We start from the raw sequence: 21,390 nt of genomic DNA, 5'->3' as shown, positions 1-21,390 counted from the left end.
TCGGTAGTCATCCGTTACGCCCGGAGTCGCAGACGTTGCAGCCAAGACGATGTGGCGCCCATAGCGTCACGCAGTTGGGCGGCAGTGATCGTTCGATCTGCCGCATCGAAAGCCAGCGCCTTTCGCAGGGCTGGCCAGCAGTGTTTGGGTAGATTTCTAGGGGCGTGCAGCTCGCGCTCGAGGCGTCCGTCGCGGGCCTCGGTCGACGGCAAGCGGCGGAACGGGTGTTTGCCGCCCGCCAGTTCGTAAATCACGCAGGCCACGCCGTACACGTCCGCGCTGGCCGACAGCGGCTGGCCTTCGAGCAGTTCGGGGGCGGCGTAGCCGGGGGTCCAGGCGTTGAAGCGGTTACGGCTCAGGTGCGGCAGGCCGGGCAGGATGCCCTCTTCCGCCTGGCCGAGGCCGAAGTCGAACAGGCGCACGCCTTCTTCGCTGAGCATGACGTTGCTCGGCTTCATGTCGCCGTGCAGCACGCCGCGAGCGTGGGCGTAGGCCAGCGCGTCGAGCAGCGGCAGCGCGATGTCGCGCAGTTCTTTCCACGGCAGGCCCAAGGGGCGCTCGCAGAGTAATTTGTCCAGGGTCAGCCCACGCATGAGTTCCATGGTGATGAAGGCGCGCTGGCAGTCGGTGTCCACTTCAAAGGTGTGCGGTCGCAGCACGTTGTTGTGGCGCAGTCGTCGGGTCAGGGCGAACTCGCTGTAGAGCAAGGCGCTGGCGTCCGGCGATTCGGCAAATTCTTCGCTGAGGATTTTCAGCGCGATGTAAGGGTCGGGATCGCCGAACTGTTCGTGCAGCAGATCCCGTGCACGGTAAACCGCGCCCATGCCACCGGCACCGAGCAGGCGCTCGATGCGGTAACGGCCTGCGAGCACGTCGGGCAGCGCACCGACGCTGGCCCGGGTTGGCGCCAGCGCAGGCTCGGCCACATGCGGCTTTCCGTTTAAAGGCTTGGCGAACGCAAAGTAAGTCAGGTTATTGGCTTCTTCCTCGGTCACCAGCAGGTCGTCGATCGGTGGCATGAATTCAGTCATTGGCGGATCACCACGGCAGTCAGATTGTCCCGGGCCGAACCACGCAGAGCGCCGTCGAACAGACGCTCCAGCGCAACGTGCGGCGCGGTCAGGCTCAAGGCGTTACCCAGGGCATCGCTGCTCAGCCCTTGATACAAACCGTCACTGCACAACAGAAATGCATCGCCGGGATAGACCTCGAGTTCGAGCACATCCAGGGTCAGCTGCTCGGCAGCCCCGACCGCACGGGTCAGGGCGTGGGCGGCAGGGTGAGCCTGGGCTTGCTCGACGCTCATGTTCTGCTCGTCGATCAGTTGCTGTTGCAGCGAATGGTCCTTGGACAGTTGATACAAACGCTGGCCGCGCCACAGGTAGCAGCGGCTGTCGCCGGCCCAGATGCAGGCCGCACGATTGCCTTCCACCAGCAGCGCCACCACGGTGCTGCCCATAATGCTGTCGTGGCGCCCGGCGGTGACAGTCAACTCCTGACCCAAGCGGCGGTTGAGCCAGTGCAGGCACTGGCGAATACCTTTGAGTCGTTCGTCGAAGTCGTCCTGCACCGGCAGTTCCGCCAGGCTGGCGACGATCAACTGGCTGGCGATGTCGCCACCCTGATGACCGCCCATGCCGTCCGCGACCACCCACAGCCCCTGCTGGGGACAGTCGAGAAAAGCATCTTCGTTGCGCGCCCGAACCTTGCCCGGGTCGGTACGCGCAGCGCTGCGCCAGGGACTGGCAACCTGCATCAGAGCTGCACCGGCATACGGAAAGTACGCAGTACGCCCATGTCAAACGGGTTCGGCGTGCGCTGGCTCGACAGCAAGTAGTTGGCGCGCAGGCCACCCACGTCAGCTTTCAGCACAAGCACATCGCGACCGGTCAGGTACTCGGTCTGCATCAGGTCGAACAGACGGAACAGCGACCATGGGCCGGTGTTCTTTTCGATACCGATCGGGCGGCCGGCCATTTTGTCGAGGACCAGGCTGGTGCGACCGTCTTCAGCGTCGGTCGGCCATTTGAACGACACCGGCACGATCGGGCCGTGACGGTATTCAATGGTCTTGTCGCCGAACTTGAACTCGGAACGGCTGACGGCCGGGTCGAGGGTGTACGGCTCCAGTTTGAACTGCACTTGCGGCTCGGCCGGGTTGATCGAGAAGAAGCTCTGGCGGATCACTTGTGCCGCGGCCATCTGGTCGAGGTAAACCTTGGAGATCGGCATGCTGTGACCGTCAACGCTGCGCAGGCGGTAGTTGCCTGGATCGCCACTCACGAACGGACGCATGTAGTTCTCGAAGAAGCGATCGGCAATGCCCTGGGCCTTGAAGAACTCGCGGAAGTCGCTGATCGCGACGTCGCTGGTGCTGTGGGCACTGAACGGGTAACGCTTGTTGATCGCCTTGCCGTAAAAGCTGTACAGCTCGCTCTGATAACGCTGGTTCAGGTACTGGTAGGAATCGTTGAGCACCAGACGCCAGGTGTCTTCAGCCAGCACGTTGAACCACACGCTGACCGGACGCGGCAAACGGTTCGACGCGTTGCGCAAGTTGCTCAGCGCATCACGCTGGCCGCTCATGCGGGTCTTGGCCATTTCGAATGCAGCCTGCTCCGGCGCGCTGGCGCGGGCCAGGCTCGACAGTTGCAGTTGCAGGTCGTTGAGTGCTGTCAGGGCCGGGGTCAAATCAGCGGCCGGGCCGTTGTTGTCATCCAGCAAACGGTGCAGTGGTTCGAAGCGACGTTGCAGGGATTTCTTTGCGGTGTCCGGCAAGTTCTTCGCCATGTCCGACGCTTTGTCCGCGGCGGCCGCAGCGAGCTTACCCAACTTGCCACCCTTCTCACCCAGCTTGTCAGCCGCTTCAGCGGCTTCATCAGCGCTGTCTGCGATGACCTGGAAACGGGTGTTCTCGCGCACTTCCACCAGCAGCTGCAGCACCGGGGAGTTAGCCGAAGTCAGGCCCGCCAGTTGCTCGGCGCCTTCACCGGCGTCGTTGATCGGTGGCAATGCCACCTGGCCGACCGCTTCGCTCCAGAAGTTGGCGTAGTCTCGGAAGTACAGCTGCTCCAGTTCGACCATCAGGCGACGCAAGTCCATGCCGCTGATGCCCGAACCTTCGCCCAGCACCCAGTTGTCACGCAGGATGTCGGTGACCAGTGCAGTGCCCTGGACCGAGAAGTACTGCTGATAACCCTGTTGGGTGTAGAACCCCGGGATCACGTAATCGGTGCCGACAAACAGCGCACCCTGTGGGCCCAAGTGTTGGCTGAAACGGTATTCCGGCAGATTGCGAGCCTGCTCGCGCAGCATCCGGTAAACCACGTTGGCCAGCGACTCGCTGCGCAAAACCTGACGCGCCTGCGCTACCAGTTGATCGTTCAGCGGGTAGATAAACGGCTGCTTGAGCAAACGTTCGAAGTGGGTGTTCAAGCCGTTCTGCACCGCTGTGTTGCCGGCATAACGCAGGGACCAGTCAGTGGCGACCCAATCCTTGAGCCACGTAGCATCGCGGCGATCTTTCATGTTCAGCATCAGGTACGCACGCAGGCTGTTGAGCAGGCGTTCGCGGTCCTTCATGTTGGCGCGGATCTGGCCTTCCAGCAGCGTTGCAACCCGTGGCAGCAGTTGCGCTTCAAGTTCACGCTCGTAGGCGCTCTTGACCACTGGATTGACGTCTTCGCCTTGGTACAGGCCACCGCGTTCGTGGTACGACACGTCACCTTTTTGCGGGAAGACCTGCGTTGCCGCGTAACGGGTGTCGAGGGTCTTGAGTACCGCCATCGAATCATCACGCGCAGTCAGGGCCGAGCGTTGCTGATTCCAGTTTTGTGCCAGGTTACGCAGGTTTTCCAGACGCTCGTAGTTGGCCGAGAAACCACCAGCCCACAACATGCCGAACAGCGCCAGTGCCGCCAGTGCGCCCACGTACAGGGCACGTTGGCCCCAATGGATGCGGCTGCGTTCGCGCTTGTCCAGACCGGCCAGATCGGCCTCGGGGAAAATCACTCGGCTGAGCAAATGGTGAATAAACCGCGAACGGCCACTGCGCAGGGTCGGCAGCATGCCAGCGTTCATGCCCAGGTTCGCGCCGATGCCGGCGGTGGTCTGGTCCATCTCTTGAGTCAAGTGCGGTGCGCTGGTCAGGTAGAAACCGCGCAACTGGCTGACACGCTGGTAGCGGTTGCCGGTGAACGCCATGTCGACGAACAGGCACAGGCGCTCGCCGATCTGCCCCAGTTGATGCGGGAAGTCGAGGATGCGGCCACGGCGTTGGGTGTCACGCTCCTGGTGCATGCGCATGATCACCTGGCTGTTCAGGCGACGCAGCAGCTCTTCGAACTCGGCGCGCAGCACGGCCACGTCAGTGCCGCTCTGCTCTTTGCGGAAACTGGTGCCGAGTACCTGGTCGCTTTCTTCGCGGGTCAGTTGATCGAAGAATTCGTCGAAACCGAGCAGGCGATCGGCCTTGCTCAACACTAGATAAATCGGCACGTCGACATGGAGTTTCTGATGCACGTCTTGCAGACGCGCACGCACCTGGCGGGCCAGGGTGTCGAGGTCTTGCTCGGTGTTGCCCAGCAGCATTTCCACCGGGATGGTCACCAGCACGCCGTTCAACGGACGGTTGCGGCGACGCTTGCGCAGCAGGTCGAGCAAGGTGCTCCAGGCGCTGCCATCGACTTCGGCATCCGGTTGGGTCAGGTAACGCCCGGCGGTGTCGATCAACACGCCGTGGTCGGCAAAGTACCAGTCGCAATGCCGGGTGCCGAGGGTGTCGCGGGTGAGTTTGCGGTCGATCTTGTTGATCGGAAACTCAAGGCCCGAGAAGTCCAGCAGGCTGGTCTTGCCGCTGCCCTGCGGGCCAATCAGCAAGTACCACGGCAAATCGCTGCGCCAGCGTTCGCTGCGACCGCGATACAGGCTCGAGGTCTTCAGGGTTTTCAACGCATCCTTGAAGCGTACGCGAAGCTCTTTCTGCTCTTCGTCGATCAGCTCATCACGACGAATACGGTCCTGGCCATCTTCAGTTTCTTCCACAGCCTTTTTGCGCACACCGGCGCGCCAGCTGACGAAGACCATGGTCAGGCCCCAGATCAGGAACAGCACACTGATCGTCAGCAGACGGGAGGTCGAACCTTCCCAGAACTTGTAGTCATTTACCGCCAACAGCGGCCCGACGAACCACACCAGCAGCGCGACGAACAGCACCAGCAGCAAGGTCCAGACCCAGGTCTGGCGCAGGAATGCGCCAACTTTCTTGAAAAACTTTTTCATCACACGTCCCTGTTTACGGCTGCGACTGCGGCTTAACCGCGGTCGGTTCTAGCTGCTGATAAGGTTGCAGAACGGTTTCGCGTTGCTCGCCCAGCACCCAGGCAAAACCCGAATACATCACCACCAGGCAGACCACAGTGAACAGCACCACCATCCACGCCGGCACGATGCGCACCAGGCTGCGACGCTGATCGTTCAGGCCTTCCCAATGCGGCGACAACTCACGCGGCACGTCGCCACGCAGTTGACGAATCTGCCGATACAAGGCGTCGCGGATGCCTTCGAGTTCAAGCATGCCGCGCGCTTGCACCCGGTACTTGCCTTCGAAACCGAGGGACAGGCACAGGTACATCAGCTCCAGCATCGGCAGGTGCTTGACCGGGTTTTTCGACAGGCGATCCAGCAGCTGGAAGAACTTCTCGCCACCGAAGGTTTCGTTGTGGAAGCTGCTGAGCAGGCTCATTTGCGACCACTCGCTTTCGTTGCCCCACGGCGTGGTGACGACAGCTTCGTCGACCACGGTGCACAGCACGTAACGCGCGGCCATCACCTGGCTGCTTTCGGCGCCGTTGTGCAGCGCCCGTACTTCAAACAGCTTCAGCCCGGCGGTCAGCCGCTCGTTGAGCGCGTACAGGTCTTCGCGGGTATCGCTGTGCTTGAGGCGCACCACTTCCGACAGCAGCTCGGACGCCGCTGCCACCAGCGAATTGAGGCTGATGTTGAAGGCTTCGGCCGGGCGCAAACGCGCGGCGTAGATCATCCGCTCTTCCAGCTGTTCGAAACGCGGAGGTGCAGCGAAGTCAGTCAGCGGACTCGACGCCGGGCCGTGGCCCTGACGGTCGAGCAGGACGGTTTTGTCGTCCTGGTTGTATTCCATGTCCTTGATCATGTCGGTCAGTTCCTGATGGCCCAGAATTTCAGTTCAAGCTCGGCGAATTCGCCGGACACGTGGAACGCGAAGCCGCCGGAGCGCTCGAGTTGCGCCAGGTCTTCGGAACTGAGTTCGAGGATGAAATAGGTTTTGTTGGAGTGGAACGCGATCTGCCGTGGGGCCACCGGCAACGGTTTGACCTTGATGCCTGGCAGATGCAGGTTGACCAGTTGGCGAATGCGCTCCACCGGGCCGACCTTGAGGTGCGCCGGCAAGCGATGGCGCAGTTCTTCGGAGTCGCAGTTGGCACTGGCCGCCAGCACGAACGAGGCCGAACCCAGCAGTTTGTGGTCGTGCAACGGCGACACGATGATCCCGTACTGACGCGCTTGCAGCACCAGTTCGATGGCGTGCTGTTCGAGCACCATCGACAGCACCTGACGAATCGCTTCCATCAGTTTGCGGAAACTCGCGCCCTGGTCGCTGTGCTGGTAACGGCTGTCCAGGCGCGGGCGTTTGCTCTCGCTGGAAAACGTCGCCAGATCACCGAGCATGGTCAGCAGCGTGCGGTACAACTCTTCCGGGTGAACCTGTTCCAGGCCGAGGTAATGGCGCAGCAGCATTTCGGTGCGGTTGATCAGTTGCAGCATCATGAAGTCGCCGATTTCCGCGCCACCGACCTTGCCGTTGGAGCTGATCCGCTCGGCAATGGTATCGCCCCGGTGGCCGAGCATGCTGATGACTTCTTTGAGGCACGACAGCAGGTAGCTGGACGAATGCGCTTGAATGTAGGTCGGCACGAAGTCGGGGTCGAGGCTGATCACGCCATCGGGCGTGGTGTCGAGCACTTCGCAGATTTTCAGCTTCACGTAGGCCTGGTCGCTCTGCTGCTCACCGAGCAACAGTTTGAAGTCCGGACGACCGCAGCTGACCTGGCTGGCGGAGTCGTCGCCGGCGTTGGAGTCGGCGACTTCCGCGTCGTACGCGGTGTAGCGCGCCAGCACGTCGGACTGCTCCGGGCGGCGAGACTCGATGTGGTTACCGGTCACCAGTGGCAGCGCCAGATAAATCGGCGTGTTGCCAGTGTTCGGCGGCACGTCCAGGGCCAACGGCTCAGTGTTGCCGCCGAGTTCGAAAAGGCTGCCGTCCGGCAGAATCCCCGAGGCTTGGCTGATCACCAGTTTGCCCATGTTGAGGAACTGCAAGTCGATTTCCAGGTTGAGGAAGCCCCAGATGTAGCTGCCCAGCAACTGGGTACGGGTCTTCATCTGGTGGTCGTAGTAACGATCGTTGTGCTGGAAGTGCTGCGGACGCAGCAGCATGCCTTCCTGCCAAATGACTTTATGGGAATTCATGATCAGTCATCCGCCTTGGCGAGCGTTTCATGGGTATTGCGGATGCCGGCCTGATCGAGGGTCAGGTCAGCCACGGTGACTTCCAGCGGAGTGATTTGCACGGTGTAGCGCCATTTGGTTTCCGGCAGGTCACGGTAGGCCGCGAGTACGCCGACGTAACGGCTACCCTCCTCCACGCTGAGCTTGAGCTCGATGGTTTCACCCGGGCGCAGCTCGAGTTCTTCGCTGGCCACCAGGTCCGGGACCAGGGATTCCTTGGCGCGCTCGTAGAGGCTGAAGAAATCAGCGTTCTCGAAAGTCACCGGGTGCTTGAGCTCCAACAGGCGCACAACAATCGGCGACGGACGACCGTTGAGGTCCGGGTTCAGCTGATCGCTGGCGGTCAGCTTCAGGTTGAGCTTGGTCACGGTGGAATACGGCGACAGCGACGAGCAACCGGCCAACAGCACGAGGGCAGTGAGCGCAGTCAGCGTCTTGAAAAAAGCGGTCGAGCAGCGAGACATGCGCATCATCCTTGGTGGTCGGTGTGAAGGGTGGAAATCAGGCGGATCTGTTCTTCGTAGGCCTGGGCAAAGTCGCGGGCCAGCAGGCGTTCGCTCCAGTCATCGTCCTGACGCAGGGCCTGGTGATAACGCCCATAGGCTCTCCAGCGACTGCCGGAGGTGGCGAGCAGCGGCTTGCTATCGCGCTCAAAGCGCAGGGTCAACTGTTGTGGCGAGAAGTGTTCCAGGGTGCCGCGAACGGCGGCGCGGCTGGCGGTCAGCAACGCCACCTGATGCGCCTGCAAATCGCGGAACGCACGGGAGATCGCTTGCTCCGCCGGCAACTGGCCCGGCTTGTTGCCCTGCAACAAAATGCCCAGCGCTTCACCGGCATCGACGGCGAATTTCAGTGGATTCTTGTGGTTGCCTTGCACGGTGGTCTGGGCCAGGCGCAGTTCGTTTTTCAGTTCACTGCGGGTACGCAGGCTCTGCTGCAAACCGCCGACGCTCTGCTTGAGCAGGCGCGCGGCGTTCAGGGCCAGGGCTTCGCGGGCGTCGTGGTCGAGGCCTTTGAGATCCACGCCGAGGGCGGCACCGAAGTGCTCCCAGAAACCTTCGCTCTGACGTTCGACCGCTTTCGGCGGAGGGGCTGGTGCAGGCTCTGCCGGGGCATCGATCAGCTCCGGGACCATCAGGCTTTCCATGTCGATGCGCGCGTAGTCGGCACGCTGACGGGTGTCTTCGATCGTGGTGCTCGGGGAAATCAGTTCGTCGATTTCCGAGTACACGCGCTCTTGCTGTTCGAGGGCGTTGAGCGGATCGAGATCGAGGAAAGCATCATCCGGAATGATGCTGCCCGCCGCCCGTGGACGGCCCACTTCACCGTCGAACGTCGCCGGGTCGCGCACCAGTCGCGCACGGATCTCGAAGTCACCCAGCACATAAATGCTGCCGTGCTCGATGCGCATCGGCTCGCCCTTGCGCAGGCGCGCGCCGCTTTCGCCGTCCTGAACACCGTTACTGCTGGTATCGGTCAGGAAAAACGTGCCTTCGCGGTAGCTGATCACCGCGTGGTGGTTGGACAGGTGACGCTTGCGGTCGGGGATGATCCAGTCGCAATCCTCGCCCCGGCCGATCACGCCACCGGCCTGCTTGAAGGTCTTCTGGCACAAATCCGTGGGCACGAACTGCTTGGTGTTCAGCATTTCGAAAACCAGTTCCATGGTGATACTCCTTGCGGTCACTTGCCGCGATTGACCGCCTGCGGATCACCCAATGGGCGATAGGTGTTGTCGTTGTATTTGTAGTTGCCGCTACAGCCGCCGAGGCCGCATAGAACGACGAGGGTCAGCAGGACGGCTTGCCAGTGACGAACAGACATCAGAGGGTCTCCAGGGATAGACAAAGCACAAAGCGCCGACCCGTTTGGGTGGCGCTGTTAGAAGCGAATGAGGTGAAATCGACGGTCTTTTGCCTACCCACCGAAGTCACCCAAATTGATATTCAGGCGACCAAGGCGATACAGCAGCGTGCGGCGCGGCAACCCGAGTTCGCGGGCGGCGAGGGTCTGGTTGCCGTCGTTTTTGCGCAGGCAGTCGAGCAGCAGGCTGCGTTCAACCTGCTCCAGGCGTTCGCGCAGGTTCAGGCTGCTGTCTTCCGGCATGGCTTCCATGCGCAGGGAGAAATGCTCGGCCAGCAACTCGCCGCCTTCGCACAGCAATACCGCGCGCTCGACCAGACCTTTGAGTTCGCGCACGTTGCCGGGGAAGGCATAACCGGACAGGTGATCCAGCGCCGCGTCGGACCAACGCACCGCATCCCGTTGCAGAAACGCGCACGCCTTGTCGGCGAAGTGCCGGGCCAGGTCGAGGATGTCGCCTTCGCGCTGACGCAGGGCCGGCAACTCGATCGGGAATTGCGCGAGGCGGTAGTACAAGTCCTCGCGGAATTTGCCTTCGCTGACCAGCACCGACAAATCCCGGTGCGTCGCAGCGATGATGCGCACGTCAATCTTGTGGGTGTCGTTAGAACCCAGCGGACGGATCTCGCCTTCCTGCAACACGCGCAGCAATTTGGCTTGCAGCGACAACGGCATGTCGCCGATTTCATCGAGCAACAAGGTGCCGCCATTGGCTGCGTCGAACAGCCCGGCACGGTCGCGGTCGGCGCCGGTGAAAGCACCTTTGCGGTAGCCGAACAGCTCGCTTTCCAACAGGTTTTCAGGGAACGCCGCGCAGTTCTGCACGATGAACGCCTGGGAACGTCGCGGGCCGCAGTCGTGAATCGCCCGCGCGACCACTTCCTTACCGGTGCCGGTCTCGCCGCGCAGCAGCACGGTGTAAGGGCTGTGCAAAACTTTACTGATCAGCGAATAGGTCTGCCGCATCGCCGAGCTCTTGCCGATCAGGCCATAACCGCTGGCGCTCGGGACGTTGACCGGAGTCGGCCGTGTATTGCCGGTCGGCTGACGCAAACGCTGCAGCAAGTGCAATTGGCCGAGCACGAACGAGCCCAGTTGACCGAGGGAATCGGCAAAGCCTTGCAGGTCGATATGCCGGCGACTGGCGCACAGCAGCAAACCTTCGACAGCCTTTTGCTGATTAACCAACGGCACGCACAACAGCGACTGCCAAGGCGTGGCCTGGAGCGGCAGGAAACTCGTTTCGTGCAGGCTGCCGCTCAGCTCGCTGAGGCTCACCACGCGGTTCTGGCACAGGGCGAATTGCAGCAGTTGTTCACCGTTGTAATCCGCCGGCAGGCTCGCCCCTTCCCGGGGTTGCAGAATGCCGTTCAGGCATTCGGCGTTCATTCCCAGGCAGGTGTGGGTCGCGTCCAGCAGGTACAGCTGCGTCAGCTCGCAACCGCTGAGCTCGGCCAAACCGCGCACGAAGTCACCCAGCAGCGCAGCACCGTCCGCCGCGCGCGACAGGCTGGCGAACTGCGCCAGCAAGGCTTCGGCATAGACCAGCGGTTGCGGCACTTGAGTGAACATCACACCCACCTCAGGCGAACTCGCACATCACGCTGGCGTCGCCGTCGAGCGTCGCATGCACACGCTTGAGGTTTTCACCGGTGGCCATTGCATCGAGCAAACGGTCAGCCACCAGCGGCAGCACGTGCAGGTCGAGCAAGTGGTCGATCAGGCGCGCGCCGCTGTCGCTTTGGGTGCAGCGTTCGGCCAAGTGATCGACGAGGTCCTGGGAGTAGGTGAAATCCAGCTGACGACGGTTCAGGCGCTCGCCCAAACGACCCAGTTTGATTTCGATCAGCTCGCGTAGCACCGGGCCACCGACCGGGTAATAAGGCACCACGCGCATGCGCGCCAACAGCGCCGGTTTGAAGTGTTTGCTGAGTACCGGGCGAATAGTCTCTTCCAGCACTTCGGCGGTAGGGCGCGCGCCGTTTTCGCAGAGTTCGCTGATGCGGTCGCTGCCCAGGTTCGAGGTCATCAGGATCAGCGTGTTGCGGAAGTCGATCTCGCGCCCTTCCCCATCGTTGGCCACGCCTTTGTCGAAGATTTGGTAGAACAGGTTGAGCACGTCCGGGTCTGCTTTCTCGACTTCATCGAGCAACACCACGGAGTACGGCTTCTGGCGCACGGCTTCGGTGAGCATGCCGCCCTCGCCGTAACCGACGTAGCCCGGTGGCGCACCGATCAGACGGGAGACGGTGTGCTTCTCCTGGAACTCGGACATGTTGATAGTGGTGATGAAGCGATCACCGCCGTAGAGCAAGTCGGCCAGGGCCAGGGCGGTTTCGGTCTTGCCGACACCGCTTGGACCAACCAGCAGGAACACGCCGACCGGTGCATCAGGCTTGTTCAAGCCTGCAGCAGTGGCGCGCATCGAACGGTCCAGTGCATGAACCGCTTGTTCCTGACCACGGATGCGCGTGCGCAGGTCGGTGGCGAAGCTCGCGACCTTGGCATTGTGTTCCCGAGCCAGTTGGGCCAATGGCACGCCGGTCCAGGCGCTGATGACTTCGGCTACCAGACGCGGGCAGACTTCGAAGCTCACCAGGCGCTCTTTGACTTGCAACTCGGTCAGGGAACGGTGGGTTTCGTTCAGCGCAGTTTCCAGGGACGCGACGCTTTGTGCTTCGTCTACTGGCAGGGTTTCAATCACGGTGCCTTCAGCGTCTTCTTCAACCGTGATGGTCGGTTCGACGGCAGCGGCTTCACGGGCCTTGGCCAATTGCTGACGCAGGTCCAGCAGACGCTCGGCCAGTGCTTTTTGTTCGGTCCAGAGGGTTTCCAGAGCGACCATTTCGTCTTCGGCGTTGGCCAGGCGATCTTCCAGAGCATCCAGTGCTTCATGATCGATCAGCAGACCGGCCTCGGCGTCACGACGCAGGGCCTGACGCTGACGGCCACCTTCGGCCAGTTCACCACGCAGGCGTTCCAGGCTTTCCGGGGCGGCGGCGAGGCTAATGCGTACTCGGGCGCACGCGGTGTCGAGCACGTCGACGGCTTTGTCCGGTAGCTGACGGCCTGCCAGGTAACGGGCAGACAACTCGGCCGCTGCAACTACTGCGTCATCGCGCAGGTAGATGCCGTGGCTCTTCTCGTAAACCTGAGCCAGGCCACGCAGGATGGTCACCGCTTCGCTGACGGTCGGTTCGTGCAGTTGCACCGGCTGGAAACGACGGGCCAGGGCCGGGTCTTTCTCGAAGTATTTTTTGTACTCCGCCCACGTGGTGGCGGCGATGGTGCGCAACTCGCCACGGGCCAGGGCCGGTTTCAGCAAGTTGGCCGCGTCGGAACCACCGGCATTGCCGCCTGCGCCGATCAGGGTGTGAGCTTCGTCGATAAACAGAATGATCGGTTTTGGCGAGGCTTTGACTTCGTCGATCACGCCTTTGAGGCGACGTTCGAATTCACCTTTGACGCTGGCGCCAGCCTGCAACAGGCCCATGTCCAGCGACAGCAACTCGACGCCTTTGAGTACCTGTGGCACTTCACCGGCTGCGATGCGCGACGCCAGGCCTTCGACGATGGCGGTTTTGCCGACGCCGGCTTCACCGACCACGATCGGGTTGTTCTTGCGGCGACGGGCGAGGATGTCGACCATCTGACGGATCGCGCCATCACGGCACAGCACCGGGTCGAGTTTGCCGTCGCGGGCCTGTTGGGTCAGGTTGTGGGTGAAGCGCTGCAACAGCGATTCGCCCTGCGCCGCCGGTTTGCCGTTAGCCGCCGGTTGCTCCTGTTGCGACAGGGCAAATTCTTTCAGGCGATCGATGTTCAGCTTGGCGAGCAGCGGCTGATAGCGACTGCCGGCGTAGCGCATCGGATTGCGCAGCAGAGCGAGGATCAGCGCAGCGTCTTCAACCTGGGTCTGACCCAGTTCGAGGTTGGCCACCAGCAGCGCATCTTGCAGCCACTGCACCAGCTCCGGGGCGAACACCGGGTTGCGCGAAGCGCTGTGCTCGACCCGCGATTGCAGCGCGGCGCTCAGTTCGCCGGCATCCACATCGGCGTCCTGCAACGCGCGTGCGAGTAAGCCGTTCGGACGCTCCAGCAGGCCGAGCATCAAGTCCTCGACGAGGATCTTGCTGCCGCCACGGGCGACGCAACGCTCGGCCGAACGCTCCAGATCACGGCGGGTTTCGGCGTCCAGCGCCTGGATGAGTTGTTGCAGGTCTACGTTGATCATGCTCACGTCCTTAATGAATTTTGCTGCCCAAGGTCACCACGCCGTCCGCTTTTTCGCGGCCCAGCCAACTGGTCCACCCCAGGCGACAGGCGTTCTGCTCACCGATGCGCAGTTCGCGGATTTCTTCCTGGCGCAACACCAGGCGAATGTCGTAATCGAGCGGGTCACGCAAGGTGAACCGCACCAGCGCGCACAGCGGCTGATAGCCGAAACCGATCGGCAGGAATTCGTGGAAGCGTTGCCAGTCGAGCTCGCGGATGTGAATGCGGAATTTGCCGCTGCGATCGCGCACGTGTTCGCCCAGCACCAGGTCTTCGCCGAGCAGGCTGTTGGCGCGGCCCAGGCGATTGCGCTGCTCGTCGAGGATTTCGACGCGGCGCTCGATGCATTGCTCGATGGTCAGTTCGGCGTGCTTGAAGTAGTAACGCAGCACCGCTTCGATCAGCGCCGCCGAGTGCGCCCGCAAGCTGAGCAAACCGAGGTACGGCAGCAGGCGTTTCCAGTTCAGTTCCTGGGCCCTGCGGATCTCTTCGCCACCGAGGCCGATCAACGCAAACAGCTGCGCCGAAAACGGGTCGAGCGCCCCGCTCTGGAAACTGGCGCGGTAGCGGTATTTTTTCCAGATCGGCAGCATCAGCCGTTGCAGGCGATGGTGGAACAGGTCGAGGAAGTTGCGGGTCGGATTGCCGTCTTCGCTGTCACCCAGGGCCTGTTCGCCATAGAACGCCGGCAGCGGCGAACCGGAACCGACCAGGCCAATCAGGTTGAAACGCAGACGCGCACGCATCTGCCCGTGCTCTTTGAAAAACTCCACGCGATCAACGTCGCTGCCAGGGAAACCCAGGCTCGGGTTGGCCTGGAATTCCAGCTGGTCGTACAGGTCATCTTCGCTCAGGTGCGGGTGTGCATCGCGCAGCCGGTCAATGACCAGCAGCACGGCCTGAAACAGCGAGTACTCGCGTATTACCCGGGTCAGCCCGCTTAAAGCAGGGGCTGCAGGCCCATACGTGGTGTCCATTGGTACACCTCTCCCTGTGTGCTTTTTACCCGCAGCTCGTGGAACGAATTGAGACTGGCGTAAAGCGCGAAAAACTCGTTAAGAACCGAAGCGAACACGAACAGGTCGCCCTCGCCGATATACCCTTCCGGGTCGATGGTCAGCTCGGTGCGCAAGCCGCGCACCGGCAAGCCACGGTGCAAGCGGTCAACGTGGTGGTGCTTGATGTGCTTGAGGCCGCCGAGCAGGCGTTTGCTGACTTTTTCCGCGTGTTGGTCGTAGTAGCGCGGCAGGTCGTAGGTTTCGAGAATCACCTTCAACGCATTGACGTCGGCCAGCGACAGGTAGTTAAGCGACATGTTGCTGATCAGCTTCCAGAGGAAGTCACGGTTCAGCGGCGGCGCGAAACTCGAAGTGGCCGGGGTGATGTTGCGGAAACTCAAAAACTCCGGCGTCTCTTCACAGGCCATGCAGATGTCGCCGAGCTTGAGCTTGCGCGGCAGGTTCTGGTTGGTGCACATCAGCTCGATCGACAGGGTTTCGTGGGCTTCGGTATGGCGGATGCCGAAGCTCAGGTAGGTGTCGAGGCCGTCGTGCAGCAAGGACGAACGCTGGCGGATGCTGTAATGCGGACGGCTGGTGGGCACGTCGAAACTCGGGTCGTGCTCGAAGGATTCGAACGGCACGTACTCCTGATAACCGAGGCCGCCGGGCTTCCAGCCGGTCACGGTTTCCACCGAAAACACGCCGCAGTTTTCCAGGTCGTATTCGGCCGGCAACAGCAGGTATTCGTCCTGCTTGCCATCGAGGCGAATCGGCAGCGCATCGTGCTCGAACAGGTTGACGATCGGCGTGCAGTAGAGCTTCACGTTGTCCAGGGTCGGACGCATACGCATGATGCCGCTCTTGCGAATATCGAAGCGCAACTCCAGGCCGCGCATCTGCTTCAACGTGTCTTCCGGCAGCGCCTTGAGTAGATCCAGACCGTTGACATCGACGAACAGGAATTTGTCCTGGAAGGCGAAGTATTCCTGGAGGTAGCGATAGCCGCGGAAGGTGTTCAGCGGATACGGAATCAACGCTTCTTCCTCGGCAAACCCCACCGGCTGCACGCGGTCGCCAGGCATCTTGAACGCCATCGGCTGGCCGTTCACACCGTTGATGGGCTTGCCGGCGCCGTCCAGCGGAATCAACTCAATGCCTTCGAGATTGCGCAACAGGCTCAGGTAAAGCATCTGGCTGATGTAGCGCTCACCGGCGAAGTGCAGACGCAGGCGACTCAGCTCCAACTCACCCAAGTGACCATCCGCGCTCATCTCCAGGCGCAGACTCAACAGCGAACCGTCGCCCTTCACCGAGTAGGTCAACGCCGCCAGATCCAGTGCCTGAACTTCAGTCGGGTAGCACGTGCGAAAGCGGCAACGCACGTCATCGACCGGCACACTCTCCACCGGTGTATCACGCTCGACCTTCAACGCAGGCCCGGAACGCTTCAACGGGTCGAACTGCAAAATGCTGAATGCCGGCAGCGGCCGCATGTAGTTCGGCCACAGCAACTGCATCAGCGAATGGCTGAGTTCCGGCAACTCGTCGTCGAGCTTCTGGCGCAGGCGACCGGTCAGAAAGGCAAAGCCCTCCAGCAACCGCTCCACATCCGGATCCCGCCCGGCCTGCCCAAGGAAAGGCGCCAACGCCGGGCTACGCTCGGCGAAACGACGACCTAACTGGCGAAGTGCGGTGAGTTCGCTTTGGTAGTAGTGGTTAAAGGACACGGGTTACCTGCCTGGTAGTGAAACTCATGAAAAAATTGTCCTGTAGAGCGCGACCGTCAGGCCGGCACACACGTAACCGCCGATCAGGAGATAAGGCACAAGCATGATCGAGCCGAACGCCATGTAAGCGTCCTGAGACTGCCCGGCGATCAAACAACACACGCCATAAATCACCCATGGCACGATGTAAAAAGGGATGAACTTCACCGGCGCCCACCAGACCATTCGCAGCGCTTGTTGCTCGTTTCGGCTCTTCGCGGATCGGGACATCCACAGCGAAAATCCCAAAAGCCCAGGAATGCCCCACAACAACAGGTACTCCCAATGGGTGTGGGATGAGTCGTACGTCGTGTACTCGCCAATCCACAACTGATAGGAAGAGATCGTCAGTACAGCAAGCAATGGCCACCACAAGGCGACCATGAAGAAACTCAGTTGCGCGCGGCTAAGCATGGTCGGCCCCCGACGCGAGCTTCGAGGCTTTGGCGCCTGCAAATTTGCGCTTGTACCAGCTATCCAGCCCTGTGCTGAGAAGGATCGCCGTCAAGGTGAATGTCCCTTGGCCAATGCCATAGAGCAGCGCCCGCAGCGGATGATCCGGCAGCATCCACAAAAGAATCAGCCCCACCCAGATCGCCCACAGGATCAACTTCACACGTAGCACAGGAATCAGCGCCAGCACCGCGTTGAAGACGAGAAAAAACTCGTAGAGGAATTTGCTGGTAAGACGAATGTTCACGCCACGGGAGGTCAAACCGCCGTAGGTCGAGATGTACCAGTCGGCCGCGAAGTTATTCAGAAACGTGTAACCCACACAGAAAACACTGTGGATCAACAGGCAGCAGATGATGCGCGTCGGCATGTTCATGCGGGAGGCACCGATGAGTAGCAACTGCCGGCGATTTCGATGGCCACCAACGAAATCAGGACCATGAAAGTCAGCGCGCAATGCAGCCATGACTGGCGCAGTCGCTTGCTGATTGCCGTAACAATCAGCAGAAAACTTACGATCGCGATGCCGCCGAACAAATTGCTGTCGGCGATGAACATCAGGTACATGCGCATCTCGTCTGATACGTCAATCATGGGCAAAAGGCTCCATCCTTGAGGGTCCAACTGCGCTGAAGATCCTCGCGTTCGCGTTTGACGGAGCACGGTCGCGCCGATCAGGGATCGCAATCAACGCAACGGGCGATATTGTTCGACGGTTGCGCATCACGACTGGGCCGCTCCCTGTTTCCCGCGCAAGCGGACAAAGGCTGCGTTCATGACATGGCTCAGCACAATCGCCAACAGCGTCAAACCACCCGCCAACGCGCAATACGCCATGGCGCGAACGGGGTATTGCGGTAGCAGGTAAAACAGGATCGCCAGCATCATGAAGACCGTCACGCCAAACTTGATGGCCAGGCGATTGATTAAGACCAGAGCAACATTGAGGAAAACAAAAAAGTAAAAAACCAGGTACATGCCCATGCCGATGGCCACGCCACGTGAGGTCAGGCCGCCGACGAGCTGTTTGTAGATAGGCACTGCAAAGTTATTGAGCACGATGTAGAGCACGCAGGCCAGCGCATGCACGATCAGACCGATGACTCGACGGCTATTCATGCTCAGCTCCGGTCATGGCTCTATCGGCACTCAGAATCTGGCGTTGCTGAAGATAAATAACGCCCTCGCCGGCGAAGAACATCACGTTATCGACAGTGAATGGCTCACTGTTTTCTTCTCCAGATTTCAGCCAACCTTGATCCCACAATGATCCATCATCATTTCTGATCTGAACGAAATAATAGGGCCGTTCAGATTTGGTGATTTCGACGAACTGGCCACCCTCAGCACCGCCACGCCACTTCGCATTCGGGTACTCGCTCAACACGCGATGCCGATCTTTCGAAAAGTCCATGTAGGAAACGATCACCACGAGCGCCACGCAGGCGAGCGCACCCATCGCCATCAGGAAGCGCTGTAGCCAGATCATTTCGACACAGTCCGGGCGAACGGATGGGGACGCAAGAGGCGAGTCATCTCAGCTCCAACAATAACTTTCAAATCATGCTTCCCATATAAAATATTAGGGACAGCCCACTTTTTCGTTCTTTTTTTTCGTGCTCTTGCAAAGAGCATCCCGATCACTGAACCCAGCTCAATTTTCCAGAACCCTGTAAGGTGTATTGCTGATAAAAAAATTCAACCAATGCTTTTTCGGGCTAGAAAGCCCCAACGTAAAAGCCTTGCTCGACTTATCAAATTCTATAAATACAACACCCACTGTTTTTTCATCTTCGTCGGCGCGCATATCCAACTCCAACTCGGAAAAAAGAGGTGTACGGTAAACCTGACTGGGGTTGTTTAAATCGGTGAATCGCAGATAGACAAAGTCTCGCGGGGTCAAAAGCGAGCTTGCAGGAACAGACTCGATAAGATATTGGCCAGACGGACTTTTTTTCGAATAGTCTGGCGCACGACCTAAAACCTCAACCACAATTATTGCAATAGCAATCAACAAGCTACACAACAAGACAGCCAAGCTTATGGCGTACTTATGTCCGATCTTCATTTAGCAGATATCTCAATAAGTGCAGACGTTACGGGTTCGTACATAATGTCCGAATACACGCGAAAATCGCCGCCCTTCTTATTCAGATCACGATAGTCTCGAAAGTCACTGTTTTGAACGAGCATGTAGTGTTTGCCTTCGAGCTCTCGATATCGACGTACGGCCTCATCTTTTTGCTGTGTGCTTTGCTGTCCTCTCACACCCTGATATTGCGACTCCGCCATAACGGCATTCATTTGGGCAGCCAGTTTCGCGTTAGCTTTTGCTCCCTCAACGGGGTCCGTCACTAACTTATCGAAATTCCAGTAGCCAAGAATCTGACTGAACAGAGCTACTCCATCGTTGAAATCGTAGGAATCCTCGATATAAAAGCCCAATTGCGACGGGGTAAACACGATACTCTTATCCGTTACAACGACTACACCTTCAGCAATAGCTCGCATGTTGAAGTTAGCCAGTGCCGCTCGAAGCTCATTCACCTCATCAGAGCCTGCCTGCTCAAACTCGACTACTTTGTTATTTGAATAACCAAATTTCTCAGCAGCACTGGCAACACCATTAAACGCAACCGGATAACACCCAGAGGCTTTACCGGAAAACGCTCGACGGAGCCTGCTTTTGATCAGAGTGACTCCAGCTGGACTATTCCAAGTCTCCCTCAAATGCTTTATCGCAGAATTTGCACGTTCAAAACCGGAAACCCAACTCATTTTAACGATGGATTCTTCTATGTATTCCTTGGGCGCGAAAACATCATGCTTCTTTACTTCATCATCCATCCCGCCTTCATCAGTCGGCCATGGCTTACCATTGAACCAATGGTTCATAAGGTCTGCGGCAACTGGCCATTTCATTTTTTTCATCGTATCTGGAATATCAGTGATCTTGAACTGACGCGCAGTCGCAGACTGTCCGACTTTATTACTTGCCGGAGTCATGGTCGTTGCCACTGTTGTTGCTGCCATTTCCATATCCCTCTAACAGTTACTCCAGGATCCGATTGTCACTGGCGGTGAAAGCAAATAACTAAGCGAGTACAACTCTGGTTTGAGGCTCAATGACCAACTCAACCGCCTCCGCAGTAGCCGAGAAGACTCTTTGTGTTTTGCCGTCCGCTCCCGTCACACCGCTAATGATCTTCCCCGAGGCCGTTTTAAGCGTGTACTCCACCCCGGCGAGCGGCTTTCCGCTCTCTTGGCAATTGATCACAAAGTGCTCGTTAAACGGCCACTGAATCTCCACCGGCAACGGCGGAACAAACGGCACCGGCGTATGCGAATTCCCGATAATCACCGTCGAAGACCCAGCCGTAACCTTATTGCCATGAGTACCAACAGAACCCACCGTTGCCGCCGACTTACCATTGATCAAAACGGTCGTCGCAAGGTCGCCAACCAACGCGCCACCGCACGCCGAGGCATCGCCTTGGCTGGCAGCTGCGAGGCCGTCGAAGAACACGTCGCCGGACCCGGCGACGATCGGGTTGGTGCCGTGGCCGGGGAGCGGGCAAGCGGTGGGGTCGGTGACGCGTGCTGCGGGTTTTCCTGACATGGGGCTCTCCTTAATTGACCTTGGCTTGATGACTGTTCATTGCTCAACCACACACTGGAATTTTCCAGCCCTCGTAACCCGTCGCTGTGGGATAGATCGCATGAGCGTTTACCCATTGCGCCCGTTCATCCGTCGTGAATTCGTTCTGCCAAATCAACCATTCAGACGACTTCAACAACGTGCCGTCTTTTGCGTACACCCTGAAAAAGGCTTCACTGGTGAAAAGACGGAAGATCTTTCCGGGGATGCCCAGAGCCGAATACTGCGGAATGTAGGAATTGATGTAACAAGTCCCAGGCTCGTTCCAGACTGTGGAGTACACGTGAGCGAGCCTTGAAGCCGTCACTTTCATGTAGCAGGCAGCCAACATCAGGGCAGAGGCAGTCAGGGCGATCAGCAGCAAAGCGCGGCGCACGATCATTGCCAACGTACTTGGAACCCTCAATCGCATATCCCTAGTTCACCTTCACTTGACCGCTGCCATCCAGGCGCGCGGCGAAACTGACCTGGCGCTTGAAACCATCAACTTCCAGCAGGCCTTCGATGCTGAAGGACAGGCGAAGCTGATCGTTGTCACGCGGCAGGGAGATGACACGCACGTTGCTCAGGCGTGGTTCGTAGGCTTCGATGAAGCTTTCGATGGCCAGGCGGGCCTGACTCAGGGAGTCGTGCAGGCTCAGGCGCATGTCATTGAGATCGGGTAGCCCGTAATCGGACAGCGTTTGCACGCTGCCCGCACGGGTGCTGAGCATCTTGGCCAGATGGGCAGCCACGGACGCCATGGCGGAAACCTCGCGGCTCCAGCCGACGCGTTTGTCCGCGTCGCCACCCAGGCGTTCGAAAAGGCTGCCGTATCCAGTCATGAGTT

22 protein-coding genes are annotated in these 21,390 nt (G+C 59.7%); all 22 read right to left on the bottom strand.

Annotation, left to right across the window (positions count from 1 at the left end):
* Positions 1–14 precede the first annotated feature (14 nt).
* Complete coding sequence (locus F6R97_RS15355; RefSeq protein WP_315866771.1) at positions 15–1,031, bottom strand: serine/threonine-protein kinase; 1,017 nt, start codon at positions 1,029–1,031, stop codon at positions 15–17.
* Positions 1,028–1,756: a PP2C family protein-serine/threonine phosphatase gene (locus tag F6R97_RS15350; protein ID WP_038980693.1), complete on the bottom strand. Its 729-nt coding sequence runs from the start codon at positions 1,754–1,756 to the stop codon at positions 1,028–1,030. The genes F6R97_RS15355 and F6R97_RS15350 overlap by 4 nt, the downstream gene beginning before the upstream one ends.
* Complete coding sequence (tssM, locus tag F6R97_RS15345) at positions 1,756–5,280, bottom strand: type VI secretion system membrane subunit TssM (RefSeq protein WP_315866770.1); 3,525 nt, start codon at positions 5,278–5,280, stop codon at positions 1,756–1,758. Before tssM ends, F6R97_RS15350 begins: the two co-directional genes overlap by 1 nt.
* A gap of 13 nt (positions 5,281–5,293) precedes the next feature.
* Positions 5,294–6,169, bottom strand: coding sequence for a type IVB secretion system protein IcmH/DotU (gene icmH, locus F6R97_RS15340; RefSeq protein WP_038980689.1), 876 nt, complete (start codon positions 6,167–6,169; stop codon positions 5,294–5,296).
* 5 nt (positions 6,170–6,174) lie between these two features.
* Complete coding sequence (tssK, locus tag F6R97_RS15335) at positions 6,175–7,506, bottom strand: type VI secretion system baseplate subunit TssK (protein WP_007894604.1); 1,332 nt, start codon at positions 7,504–7,506, stop codon at positions 6,175–6,177.
* A 2-nt stretch (positions 7,507–7,508) separates the two neighbouring features.
* A complete protein-coding gene (gene tssJ / locus F6R97_RS15330) occupies positions 7,509–8,009 on the bottom strand; it encodes a type VI secretion system lipoprotein TssJ (RefSeq protein WP_038980687.1) in 501 nt (166 codons plus the stop codon).
* Between the two features lie 5 nt (positions 8,010–8,014).
* Positions 8,015–9,211 (bottom strand): type VI secretion system-associated FHA domain protein TagH, encoded by a 1,197-nt coding sequence (gene tagH / locus F6R97_RS15325; protein ID WP_038980686.1) that lies wholly within the window; start codon positions 9,209–9,211, stop codon positions 8,015–8,017.
* A 17-nt stretch (positions 9,212–9,228) separates the two neighbouring features.
* Positions 9,229–9,369 (bottom strand): hypothetical protein, encoded by a 141-nt coding sequence (locus F6R97_RS15320; protein WP_008150087.1) that lies wholly within the window; start codon positions 9,367–9,369, stop codon positions 9,229–9,231.
* 93 nt (positions 9,370–9,462) lie between these two features.
* Positions 9,463–10,980, bottom strand: a complete 1,518-nt coding sequence (locus F6R97_RS15315) for a sigma-54 interaction domain-containing protein (RefSeq protein ID WP_050681677.1) — start codon at positions 10,978–10,980, stop codon at positions 9,463–9,465.
* Between the two features lie 10 nt (positions 10,981–10,990).
* Complete coding sequence (tssH, locus tag F6R97_RS15310; RefSeq protein WP_315866769.1) at positions 10,991–13,648, bottom strand: type VI secretion system ATPase TssH; 2,658 nt, start codon at positions 13,646–13,648, stop codon at positions 10,991–10,993.
* 4 nt (positions 13,649–13,652) lie between these two features.
* Positions 13,653–14,660 (bottom strand): type VI secretion system baseplate subunit TssG, encoded by a 1,008-nt coding sequence (gene tssG / locus F6R97_RS15305; protein WP_038980679.1) that lies wholly within the window; start codon positions 14,658–14,660, stop codon positions 13,653–13,655.
* Positions 14,624–16,411 (bottom strand): type VI secretion system baseplate subunit TssF, encoded by a 1,788-nt coding sequence (gene tssF, locus F6R97_RS15300; protein WP_315866768.1) that lies wholly within the window; start codon positions 16,409–16,411, stop codon positions 14,624–14,626. The genes tssG and tssF overlap by 37 nt, the downstream gene beginning before the upstream one ends.
* 24 nt (positions 16,412–16,435) lie before the next feature.
* Positions 16,436–16,864 carry a hypothetical protein gene (locus F6R97_RS15295; RefSeq protein WP_315866767.1) on the bottom strand — a complete coding sequence of 143 codons (429 nt, stop codon included), beginning with the start codon at positions 16,862–16,864 and terminating at the stop codon, positions 16,436–16,438.
* The gene (locus tag F6R97_RS15290; protein WP_048396243.1) at positions 16,857–17,279 is read right to left on the bottom strand and encodes a hypothetical protein; all 423 of its coding nucleotides are present in this window, start codon (positions 17,277–17,279) and stop codon (positions 16,857–16,859) included. Before F6R97_RS15290 ends, F6R97_RS15295 begins: the two co-directional genes overlap by 8 nt.
* On the bottom strand, positions 17,276–17,497 hold the full coding sequence (locus F6R97_RS15285; protein ID WP_038980673.1) for a hypothetical protein: 222 nt from the start codon (positions 17,495–17,497) through the stop codon (positions 17,276–17,278). Before F6R97_RS15285 ends, F6R97_RS15290 begins: the two co-directional genes overlap by 4 nt.
* A gap of 129 nt (positions 17,498–17,626) precedes the next feature.
* Complete coding sequence (locus tag F6R97_RS15280; RefSeq protein ID WP_038980671.1) at positions 17,627–18,022, bottom strand: hypothetical protein; 396 nt, start codon at positions 18,020–18,022, stop codon at positions 17,627–17,629.
* Positions 18,015–18,392, bottom strand: coding sequence for a hypothetical protein (locus F6R97_RS15275; RefSeq protein WP_315866766.1), 378 nt, complete (start codon positions 18,390–18,392; stop codon positions 18,015–18,017). Before F6R97_RS15275 ends, F6R97_RS15280 begins: the two co-directional genes overlap by 8 nt.
* Positions 18,393–18,557: 165 nt before the next feature.
* Positions 18,558–18,971 carry a hypothetical protein gene (locus F6R97_RS15270; protein ID WP_048396240.1) on the bottom strand — a complete coding sequence of 138 codons (414 nt, stop codon included), beginning with the start codon at positions 18,969–18,971 and terminating at the stop codon, positions 18,558–18,560.
* Positions 18,968–19,936, bottom strand: coding sequence for a DUF6402 family protein (locus tag F6R97_RS15265; protein ID WP_048396413.1), 969 nt, complete (start codon positions 19,934–19,936; stop codon positions 18,968–18,970). The genes F6R97_RS15270 and F6R97_RS15265 overlap by 4 nt, the downstream gene beginning before the upstream one ends.
* Positions 19,937–19,997: 61 nt before the next feature.
* A complete protein-coding gene (locus tag F6R97_RS15260; protein WP_048396239.1) occupies positions 19,998–20,522 on the bottom strand; it encodes a PAAR domain-containing protein in 525 nt (174 codons plus the stop codon).
* A 43-nt stretch (positions 20,523–20,565) separates the two neighbouring features.
* Positions 20,566–20,943, bottom strand: a complete 378-nt coding sequence (locus F6R97_RS15255) for a hypothetical protein (RefSeq protein ID WP_315866765.1) — start codon at positions 20,941–20,943, stop codon at positions 20,566–20,568.
* Positions 20,944–20,977: 34 nt separating this feature from the next.
* Positions 20,978–21,385, bottom strand: a complete 408-nt coding sequence (gene tssE / locus F6R97_RS15250; protein ID WP_007934529.1) for a type VI secretion system baseplate subunit TssE — start codon at positions 21,383–21,385, stop codon at positions 20,978–20,980.
* Positions 21,386–21,390: the final 5 nt, after the last annotated feature.

The sequence above is a fragment of the Pseudomonas sp. JV414 genome (genome assembly GCF_032424305.1).
Taxonomy (GTDB): Bacteria; Pseudomonadota; Gammaproteobacteria; order Pseudomonadales; family Pseudomonadaceae; genus Aquipseudomonas; species Aquipseudomonas lini.
The sequence above is the reverse complement of the archived record's forward strand: the minus strand, read 5'-3'. Positions and strand labels throughout refer to the sequence as shown.